The sequence below is a fragment of the Pseudomonas sp. FBCC-B545 genome (genome assembly GCF_059134095.1).
In genome coordinates this window covers 1,701,306-1,719,501 of the sequence record NZ_CP101441.1, presented here as the reverse complement: position 1 = coordinate 1,719,501, position 18,196 = coordinate 1,701,306, and the positions used below count along the sequence as shown (strand labels likewise).

Below are 18,196 nucleotides of genomic sequence, written 5' to 3'. Positions count from 1 at the left end.
TACCCTTACGTCTTATGTGTGTTTTCCCACAAGGATTTAAGAAATGTCTGAGCCAGCCAAACTGCGTGCTCACAGCCAGGTTCACTGCAAGGATTGCAGCCTGGCTCCCCTCTGCCTGCCACTTTCGCTGAATCTGGAAGACATGGATGCGCTGGACGACATCGTGAAACGCGGGCGCCCGCTAAAAAAAGGCGAGTTCCTGTTTCGCCAGGGCGACAAGTTCGATTCGGTCTATGCAGTACGTTCGGGCGCGTTGAAGACATTCAGCCTAAGCGATGGCGGTGAAGAACAAATCACTGGCTTCCACTTGCCCAGCGAGTTGGTCGGGCTGTCGGGGATGGACACCGAGGTTCACCCGGTGTCGGCCCAAGCGCTGGAGACGACTTCGGTGTGCGAAATCCCTTTCGAACGCCTCGATGAATTGGCCCTGCAATTGCCGCAGTTGCGTCGCCAGCTGATGCGCGTGATGAGCCGCGAGATTCGTGACGACCAGCAAATGATGCTGCTGCTGTCGAAGAAAACCGCCGACGAGCGCATCGCTACATTCCTGGTCAACCTGTCGGCGCGCTTCCGTGCCCGTGGTTTCTCGGCCAACCAGTTCCGCCTGAGCATGTCGCGCAATGAAATCGGCAATTACCTGGGGCTGGCCGTAGAGACCGTGTCCCGCGTATTTACCCGCTTCCAGCAGAACCAGCTGATTGCCGCCGAGGGCAAGGAAGTGCATATCCTTGATCCGATCCAGCTGTGCGCACTGGCCGGCGGTTCACTGGAGGTCTGATCCAGACTGCGGCCGCGCCAATCGGCGAGGCCGCAGGTATACTTCGAGTCCGTTTTCCGCCCAGGACTCTGCGACGATGACTTTCGATTCGTTCGACATCAAATCCCTGATTCGCCCCGTCATCGACTTCCCCAAGCCTGGGGTTATCTTTCGTGACATCACTCCCCTGTTCCAATCGCCCCGCGCCCTGCGCCTGGTCGCCGACAGCTTTGCCCAGCGTTACGTCGAGGCCGACTTCAGCCATATTGGCGCAATGGATGCGCGTGGTTTCCTGATTGGTTCGATCATCGCCTACCAGCTCAACAAGCCGCTGATCCTGTTTCGCAAGCAGGGCAAGCTGCCGGCGGACGTGCTGGCCGAGGGATACCAGACCGAATACGGCGAAGCCTTCCTGGAAGTGCACGCTGACAGCCTGTGCGAAGGGGATTCGGTGCTGATGTTCGATGACCTGATCGCCACCGGCGGGACCCTGATTGCCGCAGCGAATCTGGTGCGGCGCATGGGCGCGAAGATCTTTGAAGCCGCGGCGATTATTGATTTGCCGGAGCTGGGTGGGTCGCAGCGGTTGGAAGACATGGGAATACCGACGTTTTGCCTGACGCAGTTTGGGTTGACTGAAAGATAGTCTTTGTCAGGACTGGCCTCATCGGGAGCAAGCCCCCTCCCACATTTTGACTTGTGAACACAATCAAGAATGTGGGAGGGGGCTTGCTCCCGATGGGGCCCGAAAGAACACCGCCGGTCAAAGCCCCATCTGCTTGCTGATGATTTCGTTCATCACCTCCCGCGTCCCGCCACCAATCGACAGAATCCGGTTATCGCGATAAAGCCGCTCCACCAGGCTGCCACGCATATACCCCTGCCCCCCTAGTATCTGCACCGCATCATAAGTCACTCGATCAGCGGTATCGGTCGCCAGATTCTTGGCCATGGAAATCTCCTTGATGACACTCATGCCGGCGGCCATCCTGGCGGCCTGGCGATAGGTGAACTCCCGGGAGACTTCCACGGCGGTGGCCATTTCCGCCAGCCGATGCTTGAGCACCTGGAACTTGCCGATGGGCTTGCCGAATGCCTCGCGCTGGGCGGCCCACTTGAGGCTCTCCTCCAGGGCCAGTTGCGCGGTCATGTTGGCCATCAAGGCCAGGGCCAGGCGTTCGCTCTGGAAATTACCCATGATGCAGGCAAAGCCCATGTTTTCAGCGCCGATAAGATTGCCGGCGGGCACGCGGCAATCGTCGAAGAACAGTTCAGCGGTGTCCGACGCCCACCAGCCCATCTTTTTCAGCGGCTGGCCGACAGTGAACCCGGGCGTGTCTTTTTCAATCATCAGCAGGCTGATGCCGCCAAAGCCCGGGCCGCCGGTGCGCACCGCCACGGTATAAAAATCGGCACGGATGCCACTGGTGATAAAGGTCTTGGCGCCGCTCACGCGATAATCTTCGCCCTCGCGTACGGCACGGGTCTGCAAGTTGGCCACATCCGAGCCGCCGCTGGGTTCGGTGACGGCCAGCGCAATGATTTTCTCGCCGCTCAGCACCTGGGGCGCCACGCGCTCACGTACTTCGGGCCTGGCCCATTTGACGATGGGCGGCAGGCCGATATCCAGGGAGCCAAGCCCCGCCACCACACCACCGGAACCGCAGCGCATCAATTCTTCGCTGGCGGCCACCTTGGCGAACAGATCGCCTTCATGGCTACCTCCAAGGGCATCGGGATAACCGATCCCGAGGATGCCCGCCGCACCGGCCTTGCGATAGAGCTCACGGGGAAAGCTGCCGGCTTCCTCCCATTGCTCGACGCCGGGCAACATCTCGCGCTCGACAAAACGACGCACGCTGTCGCGGACCAATTGGTGGCTGGGATCGAAGTATTCCTGATAGGCAGACATCGGCAAGCTCCATGGCGAGATGGAGCGAACTTACCAAGCGCTTGCTTGGTTATCAAGCCATACACAGTTATCACTGACACCCTAAAACTACTGTGGGAGGGGGCTTGCTCCCGATAGCGGTGGATCAGCCAATAACTCTGTCGACTGACACACAGCAATCGGGAGCAAGCCCCCTCCCACATTTGATCCTGTTGCGGATGTTAGAGCGCGATCGGCTTACGACCCGCGAACGAGTGCGCCAAGGTGCCACCATCGACCAGCTCCAACTCGCCGCCCAACGGTACACCATGGGCAATACGCGAGGTGATCAAGCCTTTATTGGTCAACAACTGGGCAATGTAATGCGCCGTGGCCTCACCTTCCACGGTCGGGTTGGTCGCCAGGATCACTTCGGTAAAAGTGCCCTGCGCTTCAATTCGTGCAACCAGTTGCGGAATACCGATAGCCTCCGGCCCCAGCCCGTCCAGCGGCGAAAGATGGCCCTTGAGCACGAAGTAGCGTCCGCGATAACCGGTCTGCTCCACCGCATACACATCCATCGGCCCTTCCACCACGCACAGCAAGGTGTCGTCGCGGCGTGGGTCGGCGCATTGCGGGCAGAGCTCTTCTTCGGTGAGGGTGCGGCACTGACGGCAGTGGCCCACGCCTTCCATGGCCTGGCTCAGGGCCTGGGCCAGGCGGGTGCCGCCGCTGCGATCACGCTCCAGCAGTTGCAGGGCCATGCGCTGGGCAGTTTTCTGGCCGACACCGGGCAGCGTGCGCAAGGCGTCGATCAGTTGGCGAATCAGGGGGCTGAAGCTCATGGGCGAAGGGTCCGACAAAACAACGAGACGCGGTTTATACCCGCGCCCCGGATTAGCGTCAAATACTCAATCCTGCGCGACGCGCACCACCAACTTGCCGAAGTTGCGCCCCTCGAGCAAGCCGATAAAGGCTTCGGGCGCCTGCTCCAGGCCATCGACCACGTCCTCGCGGAACTTGATCTTGCCATCGCGCACCCACGGCGCCATGGCGCTGAGGAACTCCGGCTGGCGGTCGCCATAGTCGTCGAACACGATAAAACCCTGGATACGCACGCGCTTGGTCAGCAAGGTACGCTGCAGTGCCGGCAGGCGATCAGGGCCGCTGGGCGCTTCGTGGGCGTTATAACCGGCAATCAACCCGCACAGCGGCACGCGTGCCTTGGGGTTGAGCAGAGGCAGCACCGCATCGAAGACTTTACCGCCGACGTTTTCGAAGTAGATGTCTACACCCTTGAAACACGCCATGGCCAGTTCGTTGGCAAAGTCCGCGCTCTTGTGGTCGATACAGGCATCAAAGCCCAGCTCATCCACCACATAGCGGCACTTGTCCGCACCACCGGCGATGCCCACCACACGCAAGCCCTTGAGCTTGGCCACCTGGCCCACCACCGAGCCCACCGCGCCGGACGCAGCGGCCACCACCAGGGTTTCCCCGGCCTTGGGCTGGCCGATGTCCATCAGGCCCATGTAGGCGGTCATGCCCGGCATGCCCAGCACACCCAGCGCCATCGACGGACTCGCCAGGCCCTTGGGCACTGGCATGAGGTTGCTCCCATCGCAAATGCAGTGGCTCTGCCAGCCGGTTGCGCCCACGACCAAGTCGCCTACCTCAAATTTCGGGTGACGCGATTGCTCGACACGGCTGACAGCACCACCGGTCATTACCTCGTCGATTTCCACGGGCGCGGCGTAGGACGGTGCGTCGCTCATGCGCCCACGCATGTAGGGGTCCAGCGACAGATACAGCGTCTTCAACAACACCTGACCGTCTGCCAGCTCCGGCAGGCTCACACGTTCCAGGCGAAAGTTCTCCGGCGTGGGGGCACCTTGAGGGCGTGAGACCAGGACGATGCGTTGGTTGAGCGTCATTTCTTGAGGCATCAGCGGGGCTCCTGTTATCGATGAGAATTCAACGGTATAGGGTGCAGACCATGGGTAACGGGTTGGGGTTCGATGTTTCGTCGGCCCAAAAAAAATGCCAGGCGCAATGCCCGGCATTTGAGTCTAGCCAAAATGTGTATCAGAACGGCAGCTTCATGCCCGGTGGCAATTGCATGCCAGCAGTCACGCCGGACATTTTGTCCTGGCTGTTGGCTTCGATCTTGCGCACGGCATCGTTGACGGCCGCGGCGAACAAGTCTTCGAGCACTTCGCGGTCGTCGTCGCTGACGCCTTCCAGCAGGCTCGGGTCGATGCTCACGCGCTTGATGTCGTGACGACCGGTCATCACCACGCTGACCATATCGCCACCGGCTTTACCGGTGACTTCGGCGTTGGCCAGTTCTTCCTGCATCTTGGCCATCTTTTCCTGCATCTGCTGCGCCTGCTTCATCAGGCCGGCCATGCCACCTTTCATCATGGGAATCACCTCAAAAGTACGTGGATCAAGTTAGTAGCCCGGAGTCATGACGCCTGGGACACCGGGGCTTCGACAGGTTCAATAGTATCGTGACGGACGACCGCACCGAACTGTTGCATCATTTGTTGGATCAGCGGATCAGCGTGGATCGAATCCTCGGCCTCGCGTTGACGGTTAAGGCGCCGACGGGTCGCCGCCTGGGCCGGAGTTTCCTGCTCGGGCTTGATCAGCTCGATGGCGATAGTCAGCGTGCGCCCATGGTACTGGTTGAGCGCGTCATTGAGCCGACGCTGCTGGGTGGCATTGAACAAGGCGCTATGGGCCGGGTCCAGGTGCAACAGCCAGTGGTCGCCCTCGATGGAAATCAGGGTGCAGTTGGCAGCGATACTGCCGGTCATGCCGGAGATCGGCAATTTCGGAAACAATTCCAGCCATTGCAGGGCCAGGCCGGTGGCCGGGGCCGCAGCCGGTTCTGCCTCGGGCTCGGGCGCTGGCTCGGCGGTGTGCTCGCTGGCCAATTCGTCCAGGTAGCTGTAGGCCGAGTCCATGTCCGGCTCGATGTAGTCTTCATCCAGCGGCGGTTCGTCGTCCAGGTCAATGCCTGGGGTTGCAGCCTCAACCTGGGCGACGGTCGGCTCGGGGACCGGCGCCGACACCCATTCAGGGGCATCCGGCACCACGCTGTCAGGGGTCTGCGCCGGCATCGGGGTCAGCTCGGGTTGCTCGCCGGAGGTTTCCAGTACGGGCTCCACGGCGGGTTGTTGCTCAGGCTCTGGCTCGGCTTCGACCGGGTCATTCCAGGGCAGGTCGACCACAGGCTGCGATTCGACAACCGGCGCAGGTTCAACCACAGGCGCTGCTGCAACCGGCACAGGTTCAGGCTCAGGCGTCGGCGCAACCGGTACGGGCGCAGCGACTACTGGCGCGACAGCTGCCGCGCCAGCCACTGGTTTGGCGGAATCAACTGTGGCCTGGCTGATCCCCACTGGCTTTAGCGGCTGTCTCGGTGCGTCTGCCGAGTCCGCCGGCCGGAACGCCAGCATGCGCAGCAGCACCATTTCAAAGCCACCGCGCGGGTCCGGCGCCAGGGGCAGGTCGCGGCGGCCAATCAGGCCCATCTGGTAGTAGAACTGCACATCCTCGGCCGGCAAGGCCTGGGCCAGGGCCAATACGCGATCGCGGTCGCCATGGCCGTTGTCGACGCCTTCCGGCAGGGCCTGGGCAATGGCGACGCGGTGCAGCACATTGAGGATCTCCGAGAGCACGCCGTTCCAATCCGGGCCTTGCTCCGAGAGATGGCGCACCGCTTCGAGCAGCGCCTTGGCGTCGCCTTCGATCAGCGCATGAAGCACATCGAACACCTGGCCGTGGTCCAGGGTGCCGAGCATGGCGCGCACATCGGCAGCCATGACCTTGCCTTCGCCGAACGCGATGGCCTGGTCGGTGAGGCTCATGGCGTCACGCATCGAACCGTCGGCGGCGCGGCCCAACAACCACAGCGCGTCGTCTTCGAACGGTACGTTCTCGACGCCCAGCACATGGGTCAAATGCTCGACCACCCGCTCGGGGGTCATGTTTTTCAGGGAGAACTGCAGGCACCGCGACAAAATCGTTGCAGGAAGTTTCTGCGGGTCGGTGGTGGCCAGGATGAACTTAACGTAGGGCGGCGGCTCTTCCAGGGTTTTCAACAGGGCGTTGAAGGAGTGGCTGGACAGCATGTGCACTTCGTCGATCAGGTAGACCTTGAAGCGGCCACGGCTCGGCGCGTACTGCACGTTGTCGAGCAGCTCGCGGGTGTCTTCGACCTTGGTGCGGCTCGCGGCATCGATCTCGATCAGGTCGACAAAACGCCCCTCGTCGATCTCGCGGCATACCGAACAGGTGCCGCAAGGCGTTGAAGTGATACCGGTTTCACAATTCAGGCACTTGGCGATGATGCGCGCAATCGTGGTCTTGCCCACCCCGCGGGTACCGGTGAACAGGTAGGCGTGGTGCAGCCGTTGGCTGTCCAAGGCATTGATCAGAGCCTTGAGCACATGGGTCTGGCCGACCATTTCGCGGAACGAGCGCGGGCGCCATTTACGTGCAAGAACCTGATAACTCATCGAAAACCGTCGCAACTGGGAAGCGGAAGCCGGTAATGCTAGCGGAGCAAGGGGGAAATTGCATCCGGCACGCTCGTCTAATCTGACGAAGCTGGCCCGATTGGCCCCACAGCGGGCTTTTGCGCACGTCCTGCATGAACGATTGAACGCCAGCGGCCCTCCAGACTGATAGCAGCCACGCTGGCCAGCACGATCACCGCGCCCAGCATCACCTGCAGGGCCACATGCTCGCCGAGCAGCATTGCGGCCATCACCATGGCAACCGGTGGGATCAGGTACATCGCCACCGAAGCACGGCTGACCTCGACATGCTTCAACACATACCCCCAGGCCAGGTATGCCAAGGCGCTGGGGAAAATGCCCAGCACCAGCACCGCGAAGTTCTCCGGTAACGGTGCCTGTACGATGGCGGCGGGCAGGCCCGGCAGGTTCACGCAGAGCATCAAGGTGCCGGACCACACCATGTAGCACGCCAGGGTCAGCGGGCTGTAGCGATGGGCGTAATGCCGCGCGATGGCGAAATACACACTCCACGAGCACGCCGCCAGCAGGATCAGCAAGCCCCGAGGGTCGATGTCGCCCACGCCGTGGTCGCCCCAGATCACCACCAGCACGCCGGCCAGGCCCAATAGCACACAGGCCCAGCGCCAGGCACTGACCCGTTCCTTCAAGCAGAAAAACGCGATCAACACACTGAACAACGGCGCCGACTGTGCCAACACGCTGGACGCCGCCGCCGTCACCCATTGCTGACCGCTATTGATGCTGGTGTGGTGCAGGAACACCCCGAAGAAACCCAAGACCAGCAGCCAGGGAAGATCGCGCACCTGCGGGCGGCCGATACCGACCACCAGCGCCACGCCCCCCATGAATACCGATGCAATCAGGAACCGCAGCAACGCCAATTGACCGGGGCTGTAGCTGTGCAGCCCCATGTGCACGCCGATGGGCGAATAGGCCCAACAGAGGATGACGCAGGCAATGACTAGCGTAAGCTTTAGAGGTGACGGGGTATTCATCGACGGCATCCACGCATTGAGAAGGCATGCCGTCAGTCTTGGCCCAGGCCGGGCGTAGGACAATTAAGTGTTTCTGACTTCTGAAATCACGGGAACTGAGCAATGGAACTGGCCCAACTGAAAATGGTGCGCGCCGTGGCACAAACCGGCAGCGTGGCCCAGGCTGCCTTGCAGTTGCACTGTGTGCCGTCCAACATCACCACGCGCATCAAGCAGCTGGAAAACGAGTTGGGCACGCCGCTGTTTATCCGCGCCGGCCGCGGGTTGGCGATCAGTGCTGCGGGTGAGATCTTCCTGGATTACTGTGAACGCATTCTGGCGCTGGTGGATGAGTCCAAACGTGCGGTGGATGCCAACGCCATTCCCCGTGGCACCTTGCGCATCGGTGCGGTGGAATCCAGCGCCAGCGGTCGCCTGCCACCGCTGCTGGCGGAATATCACCGACGTTACCCCGAGGTCAGCCTGGAACTGGTCACCGGCGCCTGGGCGCAATTGCTGGACGACCTGCAACACCATCGCCTGGACGTGGCCCTGGTGGCCGCCGGTGGCAAACGTACAAAGCTGGAACAGAGCGTGGTCTACAGCGAGCGCCTGGTGTTGATTGCCAGCGCCTCCAGTGCACCTATCGACAGCGCCGAGGACCTGGCCGGCCGCACGCTGCTGGTATGGCCGCCAGGCTGCCCCTATCGCGCCGCCCTGGAAAACTGGCTCAAGCCCCATGACTTCAAGCCGGCGATTGCCAGCTACGCCAGTTGGGGCACGATCATCGGCTGCGTCAGCGCGGGGATTGGCGTGGCATTGGCGCCCGAGGGTATTCTGGCGCGCTATGAGCAGGCCAATCAGCTGGCGTCCTATCGGTTTGACGAACTGGCGGCGGTGGACAACCTGCTGTTCTGGCACAAGGACACCCAGCGACACCTGGCACGGGATGCATTCGCCGGGCTACTGCGCGAGACCTTTGGCTGACACATTCCTAAATGTGGGAGGGGGCTTGCTCCCGATAGCGGTGGGTCAATCAATATAGGTGCTAGCTGACCCTTCCTCATCGGGAGCAAGCCCCCTCCCACATTTCAGAGCTTCTCAGAGCTTCGGCGCAACCAGCCGTGCGTACTGGCCCTGGCTGATCCACCCCGTGAACGAACGGTCGTCAGCATTGATAAACTCCACCTGCGCCCAGCCATCCTTGAACGCCAGCACACCCACCACATCATCCTTGACGATGTAGGGACGCTTGGCGGCCTTCGCCCCCGGGGTTTTCAGCAGGTAAGCCTTGTCGGCGGATACGGTCACCAGGCCGATCCACTTTTTGCTGGCGGTCTGGGTCAGGTCCAGGCCGGTGGCGATTTCCGGCATCAGCACGTTGATACAGCCGGGGTGTTGACGGCCCTGCTCCACCGTCAGGATCACGCCGTCGGACGCCACAGCCACACTGCCAGGGTAGGCGGCGTCCAGCCAGGTGGTCAGCGCCTCAGGCTTGCCTTGCAGGTAGAAGCTGCAACGGCGACTCACGCCCTCGCCCATCGCCTCGGCGTAGAAACCCTCGACCTGATGCTCAGGCGTCACCGCCAGCATCAGCCCTTCGTACTTGCCCGAATGCAAGGTTGGCGAGCCAGCCAGTGCCGACGCCACCGTGCACAACGACAACACGCCCATCGCCAGAAAACGAATCATCTTATTTCTTTCCTTCAAAGGCTTCGTAGGCTTGTTTCATCAGCACGTCATAGTTGCCGTAGTCATCGCCGTTATAGTTGCGGGCCATGGCCGTGAAATCCTTGTTTTTCATCGCACTCATCAACGCCGTGCTCTTGCTGCAAAAGCTGATGTAGGCCTTGAGTTGATTACCGGCGTTCACTTTCAACGCTGCGACTAACTCAAACACCGTCTTGAAACCGCAGGATGCGAAGTTGAATCCCATGACCTGAAACATGCCCCAGGACGCCGACATCAATGCCGCCTCCTGGTCCAGGGCGAATGCGGTAGCCATGGTTTCCCAGGCCTTGACCTGGTCCTTGTTGTTGGTCTGCCACTGCGGCCCGGCTTTTTTCTTGTAGATGTACGACAGCAGCGGGTGCGACTGGTCGTAGATGTGATTGGTGTACTTGCGAAAGTGGTGCCCTTCGAAGGCGATGATCGGTAACTTTGCCGGCCCGAAACCCACCTTCCCGCCCGACTCCACGGTCGCAAAAGCCTTGACCACATTTGTCGAAATGCCGTTGCCCAGTTGCTTGGCGGCATTCTGGAAATCCGTATCGCTGAGCGTTGTGCCGCCGTCACAGGTGGCCTGGAGCATTAACTGGCGGTTGCGCCGCTCGGCCTCGATCACTGCACGCACCTGGCTCAGGTAGACGTTGACCGTGGCTTGCACCGCATCGACATTGTTATTGCCCAATGCGTTGAGAAAGCTCGGAATGCGCATGGCCGGGAAGGCCCTCACGGGCACCTTCACCGCTTCTTCGATCAAGCTGTTGAACGTGCGCCCCGTGGGGTCGATCACACCATCGGGATGGGCGTATTTGAGATGGCGGAACTGATACTGGCTGATGCATTGCACCAACTGGCCGTCGCACTTGCCGTTTTCCTGCAAGGCAAAGCCCATCTTGGGAATGATCAAGTTAAATAGGTACTGGATGCACTGAACATCGGCGGGCAAGTTGCGGGCTTTACCGGGAGCGCCTACTGAAGCACTGATAAGACGAGGCAACCCTTGCAGGCTCTTCATGACAGACATCCTTGTGAGTGAAAGAAGTGATAGCACTTCAATATCAATTCCGTACCCTTGTCATACTCTGAAACAAGTGGCTGGCGGAAGCTAGCAAGGCGGTATGCGAATTGTCCAGAGGGCGTTTTGAAAGTTGTGAAATGGCCCGGTTAAATCCGTCAGTAACCGTGCAACTCTCGGGTTTTCTGATACTTGTGGTAGTCGATCCATTCAACCACATCGTAGGGCAGATACAATTGCTGAGTCGCTCGGGAAATCGCGATATACACCGCACACAGTCGCTGGTCGAACGCATAGGCGTCCTGGAACTTCACATTGGTCAACAACTCGGGGGTAAGCAGCACCCGTTCGAACTCCAGCCCGCCCGCATCTTGCGCCAGCATCAGCAGGCAGCGCTCGTGCGGATGGCCGCTTAGCCGGTTCAAACGTGTAACGTCAGCCAGGTTAAAGCCTTTTTCCAACTCGGCCTCAACCCAAAGAAACGCCTCATCGAACTGACATGCCTCGCGCACTTGCTGCCAATCGGCCATATCGCTGAAAAAAGGATGAGGGCCACTGTCATTGAACTCGTTGCTATAGAAATCTGGCTTGAACAACGCGATGACCGTGTCCATGAAATACTTGAGTGACTGCTGCGCCTCTTTACTCGCCAGGCCGAATGCACAACGGGCGTCACTTAGTTGCATGGCCCACTTCATGGTGTCCCAATAGGATGCGGTCAGCACCACGCAACCTTGCGGCGGCACGAAACCCTGCGGATAAAACTCAATACCGACGTCGGCGTCCCGCGCGCCCTCAAAGAGCACTTTGCTTTTATCCGAATGCTGGCTGATCAAAGGGTTGACCAGGCGCTCGACGTTGCGTCCGGAACGCACGGAGTAGCAAATGTCCGTGTGGCGAACCTCACGGGCACGTTTGACCACCCCACCACTGGCCTGCTGGTACTCGTCGCCCAGGGTGACCAGCACCTGGCGGCCGCGCTCGATCATCTGCAGCAGCGGCGCCGGAATGTCCTGGCTCTCATCGATGAGCACGTGGGTATAGCGCTCGGGCACCACACAGCCGGCAAGGCTGGCGCGCTTGATCATCAACAAGGCTTCAAATCCGGTCTGGCTGCCCCAGGCCGGATTCGCCTCAAGGTAGCTCCACAACCGGCTGGCGTATTCGAGCAGTGCCCGCGAGTCGACGACGGACAGCGGCTGCTTGAAATGCGGCAAATGCTTCGCCGACAGGCTGTATTCCCAGGAGCGGCAGTAGGCTTCAAGCACTTTGAGACAGACATCCACCACCGCTTGCCCCTCCAAGCGCCGGAAACCGAAGATATTCAGCTCCTGGGCCAGTGCCTGCTTGCTCGGCGCCCTTGCTTGGGTATCCAGCGGCTTGGGCCTTGGGCCATGCAACAAGGTATGCGCAAAGGCGTAGAAGGTCTGCCCGGCCTTTCGCTCGCGAACGCCCACCATGCGCGCACGCAGGGTTTCCAGTTTTGCCGGGGTACGCGCCAGCAACAAGGTTTTTTCCGGACGCAGGTGCTCCATCAAGGCCACCAGCAGATGACTCTTACCAATGCCCGCGTAGCCTTGGACATGCAGGTCTTCGTTCAAGTTGGCGCGGAAGGTCCTGACCAGCTTGTCTTGCTCGGCGCTCAACCAGCGTTCGTGGTGCCGGGGCGTGACCATCTGTTTGCTGAACGGGTCATTTGCCTTGAGGTGGCGCACTTTATATTCGACGTCCCACTTGCCGCTGGGCAACAGGTAGTCTTGCGCCTGTACCTCCTCCACCAGCAGAAAACGCAGCTTGAGGCTTTTGACCACATTAAGACCGAAGTACAGCTTCCTTTGGTCGAACAGCCGCTGTGCTTCCGACAACAGGGACACGCTCGTCGAATGGCTAGCCTCTACCGCCCAGTCAATGAGCTTGGCCAACACTTTTTCAGCGCCACTGGCGCTCAGGTCGCTTTCCGGCACCTGCGCCAGATTCTGGATAACCAGCACCGCCGCCAGCTCCGGCTCACTCAGGGCGACGAGCGCCCCTGCACCGTCGCCAGCCAACAAACCCGCACAGGTTTCATCGGTGATCGGCAAGAACACAGGGCTGGATAAATCAAAATGTTCCGAGTGCATACAGCCTCGTAGCCAGGGGAAAGAGACGCTTGGGAGTATGCCACTAGTCGTGAAATGACCGTCATGCGCTGTGCAACAGGCGTCACAGATGACTGGCTAGGCAATAGATACGAATTGGAAATCGAAGAAGGGACTGCAGGAGGAGCGTTATGGAGGCAACCCCACCAGCCACACCCCGGCACACAATGTTCCCGCTGTGGCTGCTGCCTTCCGGCTCTGACCAGGTTCACGGGTAATCGTTGCGGGGGGACCGATGGGGTCACCATAACGACGCTGGCCTCTCGGCAAGCCGCGCCATTGTACCGTTCTCATCGGAAGTTACAACCGTAAAAAATGAGAAGCTTCAAGTACTTGCCATGGCGTTCAACAATTGCGCTATTTAATGTGGGGGCTTGCCCCCTCCCCACAGGGGTTAATCATTGTGCCTGCAGGACCGCATCGGCCCTGCCGCCCTCTTCCTGGATGACCAGGTGAATAAAGTGCAACTTGGCGATCACCGCAGAGGGCAGCACGAAGGGGTAGAAATCCGGCTGGCCCATGGCGCGGGACAGTTCGTTGAGCATGCCGGCCAGCTCAATCCAGGCGTTGACGAAGCTGAGGAATGCCGGGCCGCCAGGATGCCCGGGATCGTACAGCGTCGCCAGGGCGAACGGCTGGTAATCCAGGTCCATCTCGCGGGCGCTCATGCCAAAGCCCAGGGCAGTGTCCACCGCATCCATCATGTGCAGGTAGTGGGCCCAGGTTTCGGCCCAGTCTTCCCATGGGTGCATGGTGGCGTAGGCACTGACGCAGTTTTGTTGCCAGTCCGGGCGCGGGCCGTTCTGGTAGTGCTGGTCGAGGGCGTCGGCATAACTGGCACGCTCGTCGCCGAACAGGGCGCGAAAAGGTTCAAGCCAGTGGCTGTGGGCGATCAGGCGATCCCAGTAATAGTGGCCGACTTCATGGCGAAAATGGCCAAGCAAGGTGCGGTACGGCTCGTGCATCTGTACGCGGACTTTTTCTCGGTGGGCGTCGTCGGCTTCCTTGATGTCCAGGGTGATCAGGCCGTTGGCATGACCAGTGGTGGGCGCGTTGCCTTGCAGGTCGATGCCGATGAAGTCGAAGGCCAGGCCAGTGTCTTCATCGACGCGCTTGGGCACCACTTGCAGGCCCAGGCTGATCAGCTGTGCCACCAGCCGGCGCTTGGCGGTTTCGACCTTGCGCCAGCGTTCGGGGTTTTGCGCAATCGACAGATCGGGAATGGTGCGGTTCAGGCTGCAGGCTACGCACAGCTTGGCGGTGCTGTGGGCGGGGATCAGCCAGTTGCACGCAGCCGGGGTATCCAGGTTGGCGCAGCGTCGAAAAGCACCGGCATCGAGATGATCGTCCGCCAGCCAAGTGCCAACCACAGGGCCAGGTTGCAGGGAGGACAGGCGGCTTTGCTGCGGCAGGTAACCCAACACCGCCTGGCAGGCCAGACATTGGCTGTTACGGAAGAATAAAGACTGGCCGCAACGGCATTGCCACACCTTGCTGTTGCGCGAGGGTTGGGCCATGAACGGCGCTGCGATGCGCGAACTGAGTTGCTCGAAGTAGCGGAACATGGCGGGCTCTCCCTGGGGTGACCAAGACTAGATCATTTTCCGTGAGAGAACGTTCCCACACTTTGAGTGGGAACGACGGCTTGGGCGCGCTTGAGTCGTGACGCGAAGCGTCACCGGATGCATTCCCACGCGGAGCGTGGGAACGATCAATCAGCGCGTTTCAGACGCTGATGTTGTGCCCGGCCAGGAAGGCCACGAAGGCTTCTTCGTCCAGCACTTTGATGCCCAGCTCACTGGCCTTGGCTAATTTCGATCCAGCGCCCGGCCCGGCCACCACGCAGTGGGTTTTCGCCGAGACGGAACCGGCCACCTTGGCGCCGAGGCTTTCGAGCTTGTCCTTGGCCACATCGCGGCTCATCAGCTCCAGGGAGCCGGTAAGCACCCAGGTGTGCCCGGCTTCCGGCAAGCCTTCGACCACCTTCTTCTCGCTCTGCCAGTGCATGCCGAAGTCCTTGAGCTGTTGCTCGATGGCCAGGGCGCGATGGGCGTTGTCGGCATTGTCGAAAAAGTCGCGCACGGCCTTGGCCTGCTTCTCGGGCAGCGCCTGGCGCATGTCGAGCCAGTCAGCCTTGATCACACCTTCAAGGGTGCCGAACTTGTCCGCGAGTTTCTGCGCGGCGCCCGGCCCTACGGAAGGCACGTGCAGCTTGTCGAGCAAGCCGCCCAAGGTGGTGCTGGCAGCGAATTCGGCGCTCAGGTCGCCCTGGTCCTGCAATTGCAGGCCGCATTCGTCCGCTGCCAACAGCGCACCGATTACTTCCTGGTTGTGGTCGTCTTCAAAGAAACTATGGATCTCATGGGCCACTTCCAATCCCACATCCGGCATGTACGTCAGCACTTCCGGCAAAGCCTTCTGTACACGCTCCAGCGAAGCCAGGGAGCGCGCCAGCACCTTGGCGGTCTCCTCGCCCACATCGGGAATGCCGAGGGCATAGATAAAGCGCGCCAGGGTTGGCGCCTTGCTATTTTCGATGGCGCTGATCAGCTTCTTGCTGGAGATGTCGGCGAAGCCTTCCAGGTCAATGATCTGTTCATACTTGAGCTTGTAGAGATCCGCTGGCGAGCCGATGAGTTTTTCATCCACCAGTTGCTCGATAGTCTTGTCACCCAGGCCGTCGATATCCATGGCACGACGCGAGACGAAATGGATGATCGCCTGCTTGAGCTGCGCGCCACAAGCCAGGCGCCCGACGCAACGGTACACCGCGCCTTCACTGACGGTTTCCTTGCCCTTGCTGCGCTTGACCAACTGCGTGCGCTCGACATGGGAGCCGCACACCGGGCAGCTCTCCGGGATCTGCACCGCGCGGGCGTGTTCCGGGCGACGCTCGGTGACTACCGAGACCACTTGCGGGATCACATCACCGGCGCGGCGGATGATCACCGTGTCACCGATCATCAGTCCCAGGCGTGCCACTTCGTCCATGTTGTGCAAGGTAGCGTTGGCCACGGTCACACCGGCCACCTTGACCGGTTTCAAGCGCGCCACTGGAGTCACGGCGCCGGTACGGCCGACCTGGAATTCCACGTCGAGCAACTCGGTCAACTCTTCCATCGCCGGGAATTTATGCGCGATGGCCCAGCGCGGTTCACGGGCGCGGAACCCCAGCTCACGCTGGGCGGCGATGCTGTTGACCTTGAACACCACCCCGTCGATCTCATAGCCCAGCGAATTACGCCGCTCGCCAATATCGCGGTAGTAGTCCAGGCATTCCTGGATGCCCTTGGCCAGCTTCAGCTCGTGGCTGATCGGCATGCCCCACTTTTGCAACTGCTTGAGATTACCGATATGGGTATCACTGATATCTGCGGTCACCTGGCCGATGCCATAGCAGCAGAATTCCAGTGGGCGGCTGGCGGTGATCTTTGAATCCAGCTGGCGCAGGCTGCCGGCCGCAGCATTGCGCGGGTTGGCGAAAGTCTTGCCGCCGACTTCCAGTTGCGAGGCGTTCAGGCGCTCGAAACCGGCCTTGGACATAAACACTTCGCCACGCACTTCCAGGGTGGCCGGCCAGCCACTGCCGTGCAGCTTCAAGGGGATATTGCGCACGGTGCGCACATTGACGCTGATGTCTTCGCCCGTGGTGCCATCACCACGGGTAGCGCCGCGCACCAGCTCGCCATCCTGGTACAGCAGGCTGACCGCCAGGCCATCCAGCTTTGGTTCGCAGCTGTACTCCACCGCCGCGCCAGCACCGAACAGATCGCCCACCGGCAGGTCGAGGCCCTCGGTGACCCGGCGATCAAATTCGAGCATGGTGGTTTCATCAAAGGCGTTGCCCAGACTGAGCATCGGGATCTCGTGCTTGACCTGGGTGAACGCCGAGAGCGCTGCACTGCCGACCCGCTGCGTCGGAGAATCGCGCGTCACCAGTTCCGGGTGCTCGGCTTCCAGGGCCTTGAGCTCGTGGAACAGGCGGTCGTACTCGGCGTCCGGAATGCTCGGCTCGTCGAGCACGTGGTAGCGATAGTTGTGCTGATCCAGTTCAGCGCGCAGTTCGAGAATGCGGGTATGGGCGGCGGTCATGGGTGTTCTCTCATAAAGCAAAAGAGCAGCCGAAGCTGCTCAATATGTTAGTGCATGGATTCTACAGACAACGCTTATGATCGAACCTCAGCGTTTCTGTGTCAGGGCGCGACGCTCGAACTCGACGATGCGCTGACGGTAGTGTTCGATGGTCTGGGCGGTCAGGACGCTGCGTTGGTCGTCCTTGAGCTCGCCGTTGAGTTCCTGGGACAGCTTGCGGGCCGCCGCCACCATCACGTCGAACGCTTGTTTCGGGTGACGCGGGCCCGGCAGGCCGAGGAAGAAACTCACCGCCGGGGTGCTGAACAGGTCGATATCGTCCAGGTCGAAGGTGCCCGGCTTGACCGCGTTGGCCATGGAGAACAGCACTTCGCCATTGCCGGCCATGCTTTCGTGGCGGTGGAAGATATCCATCTCGCCAAAACGCAGGCCGCTTTCAAGGATGTTCTGCAACAGTGCCGGGCCTTTGAAACCACCGGCATCGCGGCAGATCACGCTGATCACCAAGACTTCTTCGGCGGCCGGCTGATCGTTCACCGATTGGCGCGCTGCGCTTTTGGTCGGGGTCTCGTCGGGGAAATCGTTGTCGCGGCTGCTGAAGCTCGGGCCATCATCGACGTCGAGGTTCAGGTCGCCCTGGTGCGGTTCGGCTACCGCTGCACTGCCACGCTTGCCGCGCTTGGACGACGGCTCGCGAGCTTCACGCACCGGCGCGCTCATCGACGGCAAGTCGTGCTCGTCCAGTTGCGGCTCTTTATGGGTATCCAGCACACGGGGCGGCCCCAGCAGCTCGGCGCTGCCGTCGTCGTCGGGCAGGTTGGACAGGTTTCGGTCCAAGCGGAACTTGAGCTTACCCTTGCCACCGCGCATACGGCGCCAGCCATCAAAAAGAATACCGGCAATGACAATAATGCCGATGACGATCAGCCACTCGCGCAGACCGATTTCCATGTAATCTCGTGCCTCTATAAAAAATGCTGAAAAATAAGGGGTTTAGCACCGTGCAAACCGCTTTAAAACGTGGCGCCAACTCTATGTTCTGGCTGACGTTTTGCCCACGCACACGAAAAAT

General features: G+C 60.7%; 15 protein-coding genes and 1 other RNA gene. 3 read left to right on the top strand and 13 right to left on the bottom strand.

Features of this window, described 5'->3' with window-relative positions; all coding sequences use genetic code 11:
* Positions 1-43 precede the first annotated feature (43 nt).
* Both fnr and NMB39_RS07995 read left to right on the top strand, forming a co-directional pair.
* Entirely contained in the window at positions 44-778 is a 735-nt protein-coding gene (gene fnr / locus NMB39_RS08000; protein ID WP_046071695.1) for a fumarate/nitrate reduction transcriptional regulator Fnr, read from the top strand.
* A 76-nt stretch (positions 779-854) separates the two neighbouring features.
* Positions 855-1,403, top strand: coding sequence for an adenine phosphoribosyltransferase (locus tag NMB39_RS07995; protein WP_057011878.1), 549 nt, complete (start codon positions 855-857; stop codon positions 1,401-1,403).
* Positions 1,404-1,520: 117 nt separating this feature from the next.
* Here NMB39_RS07995 and NMB39_RS07990 read toward each other — a convergent pair whose 3' ends face one another.
* The 6 genes from NMB39_RS07990 to NMB39_RS07965 all read right to left on the bottom strand — a co-directional run bounded on the left by NMB39_RS07990 (position 1,521) and on the right by NMB39_RS07965 (position 8,175).
* Entirely contained in the window at positions 1,521-2,669 is a 1,149-nt protein-coding gene (locus tag NMB39_RS07990; protein ID WP_198718918.1) for an acyl-CoA dehydrogenase family protein, read from the bottom strand.
* A 200-nt stretch (positions 2,670-2,869) separates the two neighbouring features.
* Positions 2,870-3,472 carry a recombination mediator RecR gene (gene recR, locus NMB39_RS07985; protein WP_043047046.1) on the bottom strand — a complete coding sequence of 201 codons (603 nt, stop codon included), beginning with the start codon at positions 3,470-3,472 and terminating at the stop codon, positions 2,870-2,872.
* A gap of 66 nt (positions 3,473-3,538) precedes the next feature.
* Complete coding sequence (gene curA, locus NMB39_RS07980; protein WP_046071692.1) at positions 3,539-4,573, bottom strand: NADPH-dependent curcumin/dihydrocurcumin reductase; 1,035 nt, start codon at positions 4,571-4,573, stop codon at positions 3,539-3,541.
* A gap of 139 nt (positions 4,574-4,712) precedes the next feature.
* Entirely contained in the window at positions 4,713-5,051 is a 339-nt protein-coding gene (locus NMB39_RS07975) for a YbaB/EbfC family nucleoid-associated protein (RefSeq protein ID WP_017527493.1), read from the bottom strand.
* A gap of 44 nt (positions 5,052-5,095) precedes the next feature.
* A complete protein-coding gene (gene dnaX / locus NMB39_RS07970; RefSeq protein ID WP_198718919.1) occupies positions 5,096-7,156 on the bottom strand; it encodes a DNA polymerase III subunit gamma/tau in 2,061 nt (686 codons plus the stop codon).
* 77 nt (positions 7,157-7,233) lie between these two features.
* Complete coding sequence (locus NMB39_RS07965) at positions 7,234-8,175, bottom strand: DMT family transporter (RefSeq protein ID WP_198718920.1); 942 nt, start codon at positions 8,173-8,175, stop codon at positions 7,234-7,236.
* Positions 8,176-8,277: 102 nt separating this feature from the next.
* On the opposite strand from NMB39_RS07965, the gene NMB39_RS07960 reads away from it, so the two are divergent.
* Positions 8,278-9,141 (top strand): LysR family transcriptional regulator, encoded by an 864-nt coding sequence (locus tag NMB39_RS07960; protein WP_057023112.1) that lies wholly within the window; start codon positions 8,278-8,280, stop codon positions 9,139-9,141.
* Positions 9,142-9,255: 114 nt separating this feature from the next.
* On the opposite strand, the gene NMB39_RS07955 is transcribed toward NMB39_RS07960, so the two are convergent.
* The 7 genes from NMB39_RS07955 to zipA all read right to left on the bottom strand — a co-directional run bounded on the left by NMB39_RS07955 (position 9,256) and on the right by zipA (position 18,075).
* Positions 9,256-9,846: a hypothetical protein gene (locus tag NMB39_RS07955; RefSeq protein ID WP_367236363.1), complete on the bottom strand. Its 591-nt coding sequence runs from the start codon at positions 9,844-9,846 to the stop codon at positions 9,256-9,258.
* A gap of 1 nt (position 9,847) precedes the next feature.
* Positions 9,848-10,894, bottom strand: coding sequence for an N-acetylmuramidase family protein (locus NMB39_RS07950; RefSeq protein ID WP_367236362.1), 1,047 nt, complete (start codon positions 10,892-10,894; stop codon positions 9,848-9,850).
* A 158-nt stretch (positions 10,895-11,052) separates the two neighbouring features.
* Positions 11,053-13,014 carry a hypothetical protein gene (locus NMB39_RS07945; RefSeq protein WP_367236361.1) on the bottom strand — a complete coding sequence of 654 codons (1,962 nt, stop codon included), beginning with the start codon at positions 13,012-13,014 and terminating at the stop codon, positions 11,053-11,055.
* A 159-nt stretch (positions 13,015-13,173) separates the two neighbouring features.
* Positions 13,174-13,270: signal recognition particle sRNA small type (ffs, locus tag NMB39_RS07940), an RNA gene on the bottom strand.
* Between the two features lie 160 nt (positions 13,271-13,430).
* Complete coding sequence (locus NMB39_RS07935; RefSeq protein WP_198718922.1) at positions 13,431-14,597, bottom strand: zinc-binding metallopeptidase family protein; 1,167 nt, start codon at positions 14,595-14,597, stop codon at positions 13,431-13,433.
* 160 nt (positions 14,598-14,757) lie between these two features.
* Positions 14,758-17,124, bottom strand: a complete 2,367-nt coding sequence (gene ligA / locus NMB39_RS07930) for an NAD-dependent DNA ligase LigA (RefSeq protein ID WP_494339435.1) — start codon at positions 17,122-17,124, stop codon at positions 14,758-14,760.
* An 87-nt stretch (positions 17,125-17,211) separates the two neighbouring features.
* Entirely contained in the window at positions 17,212-18,075 is an 864-nt protein-coding gene (gene zipA, locus NMB39_RS07925) for a cell division protein ZipA (RefSeq protein ID WP_046071683.1), read from the bottom strand.
* Positions 18,076-18,196: the final 121 nt, after the last annotated feature.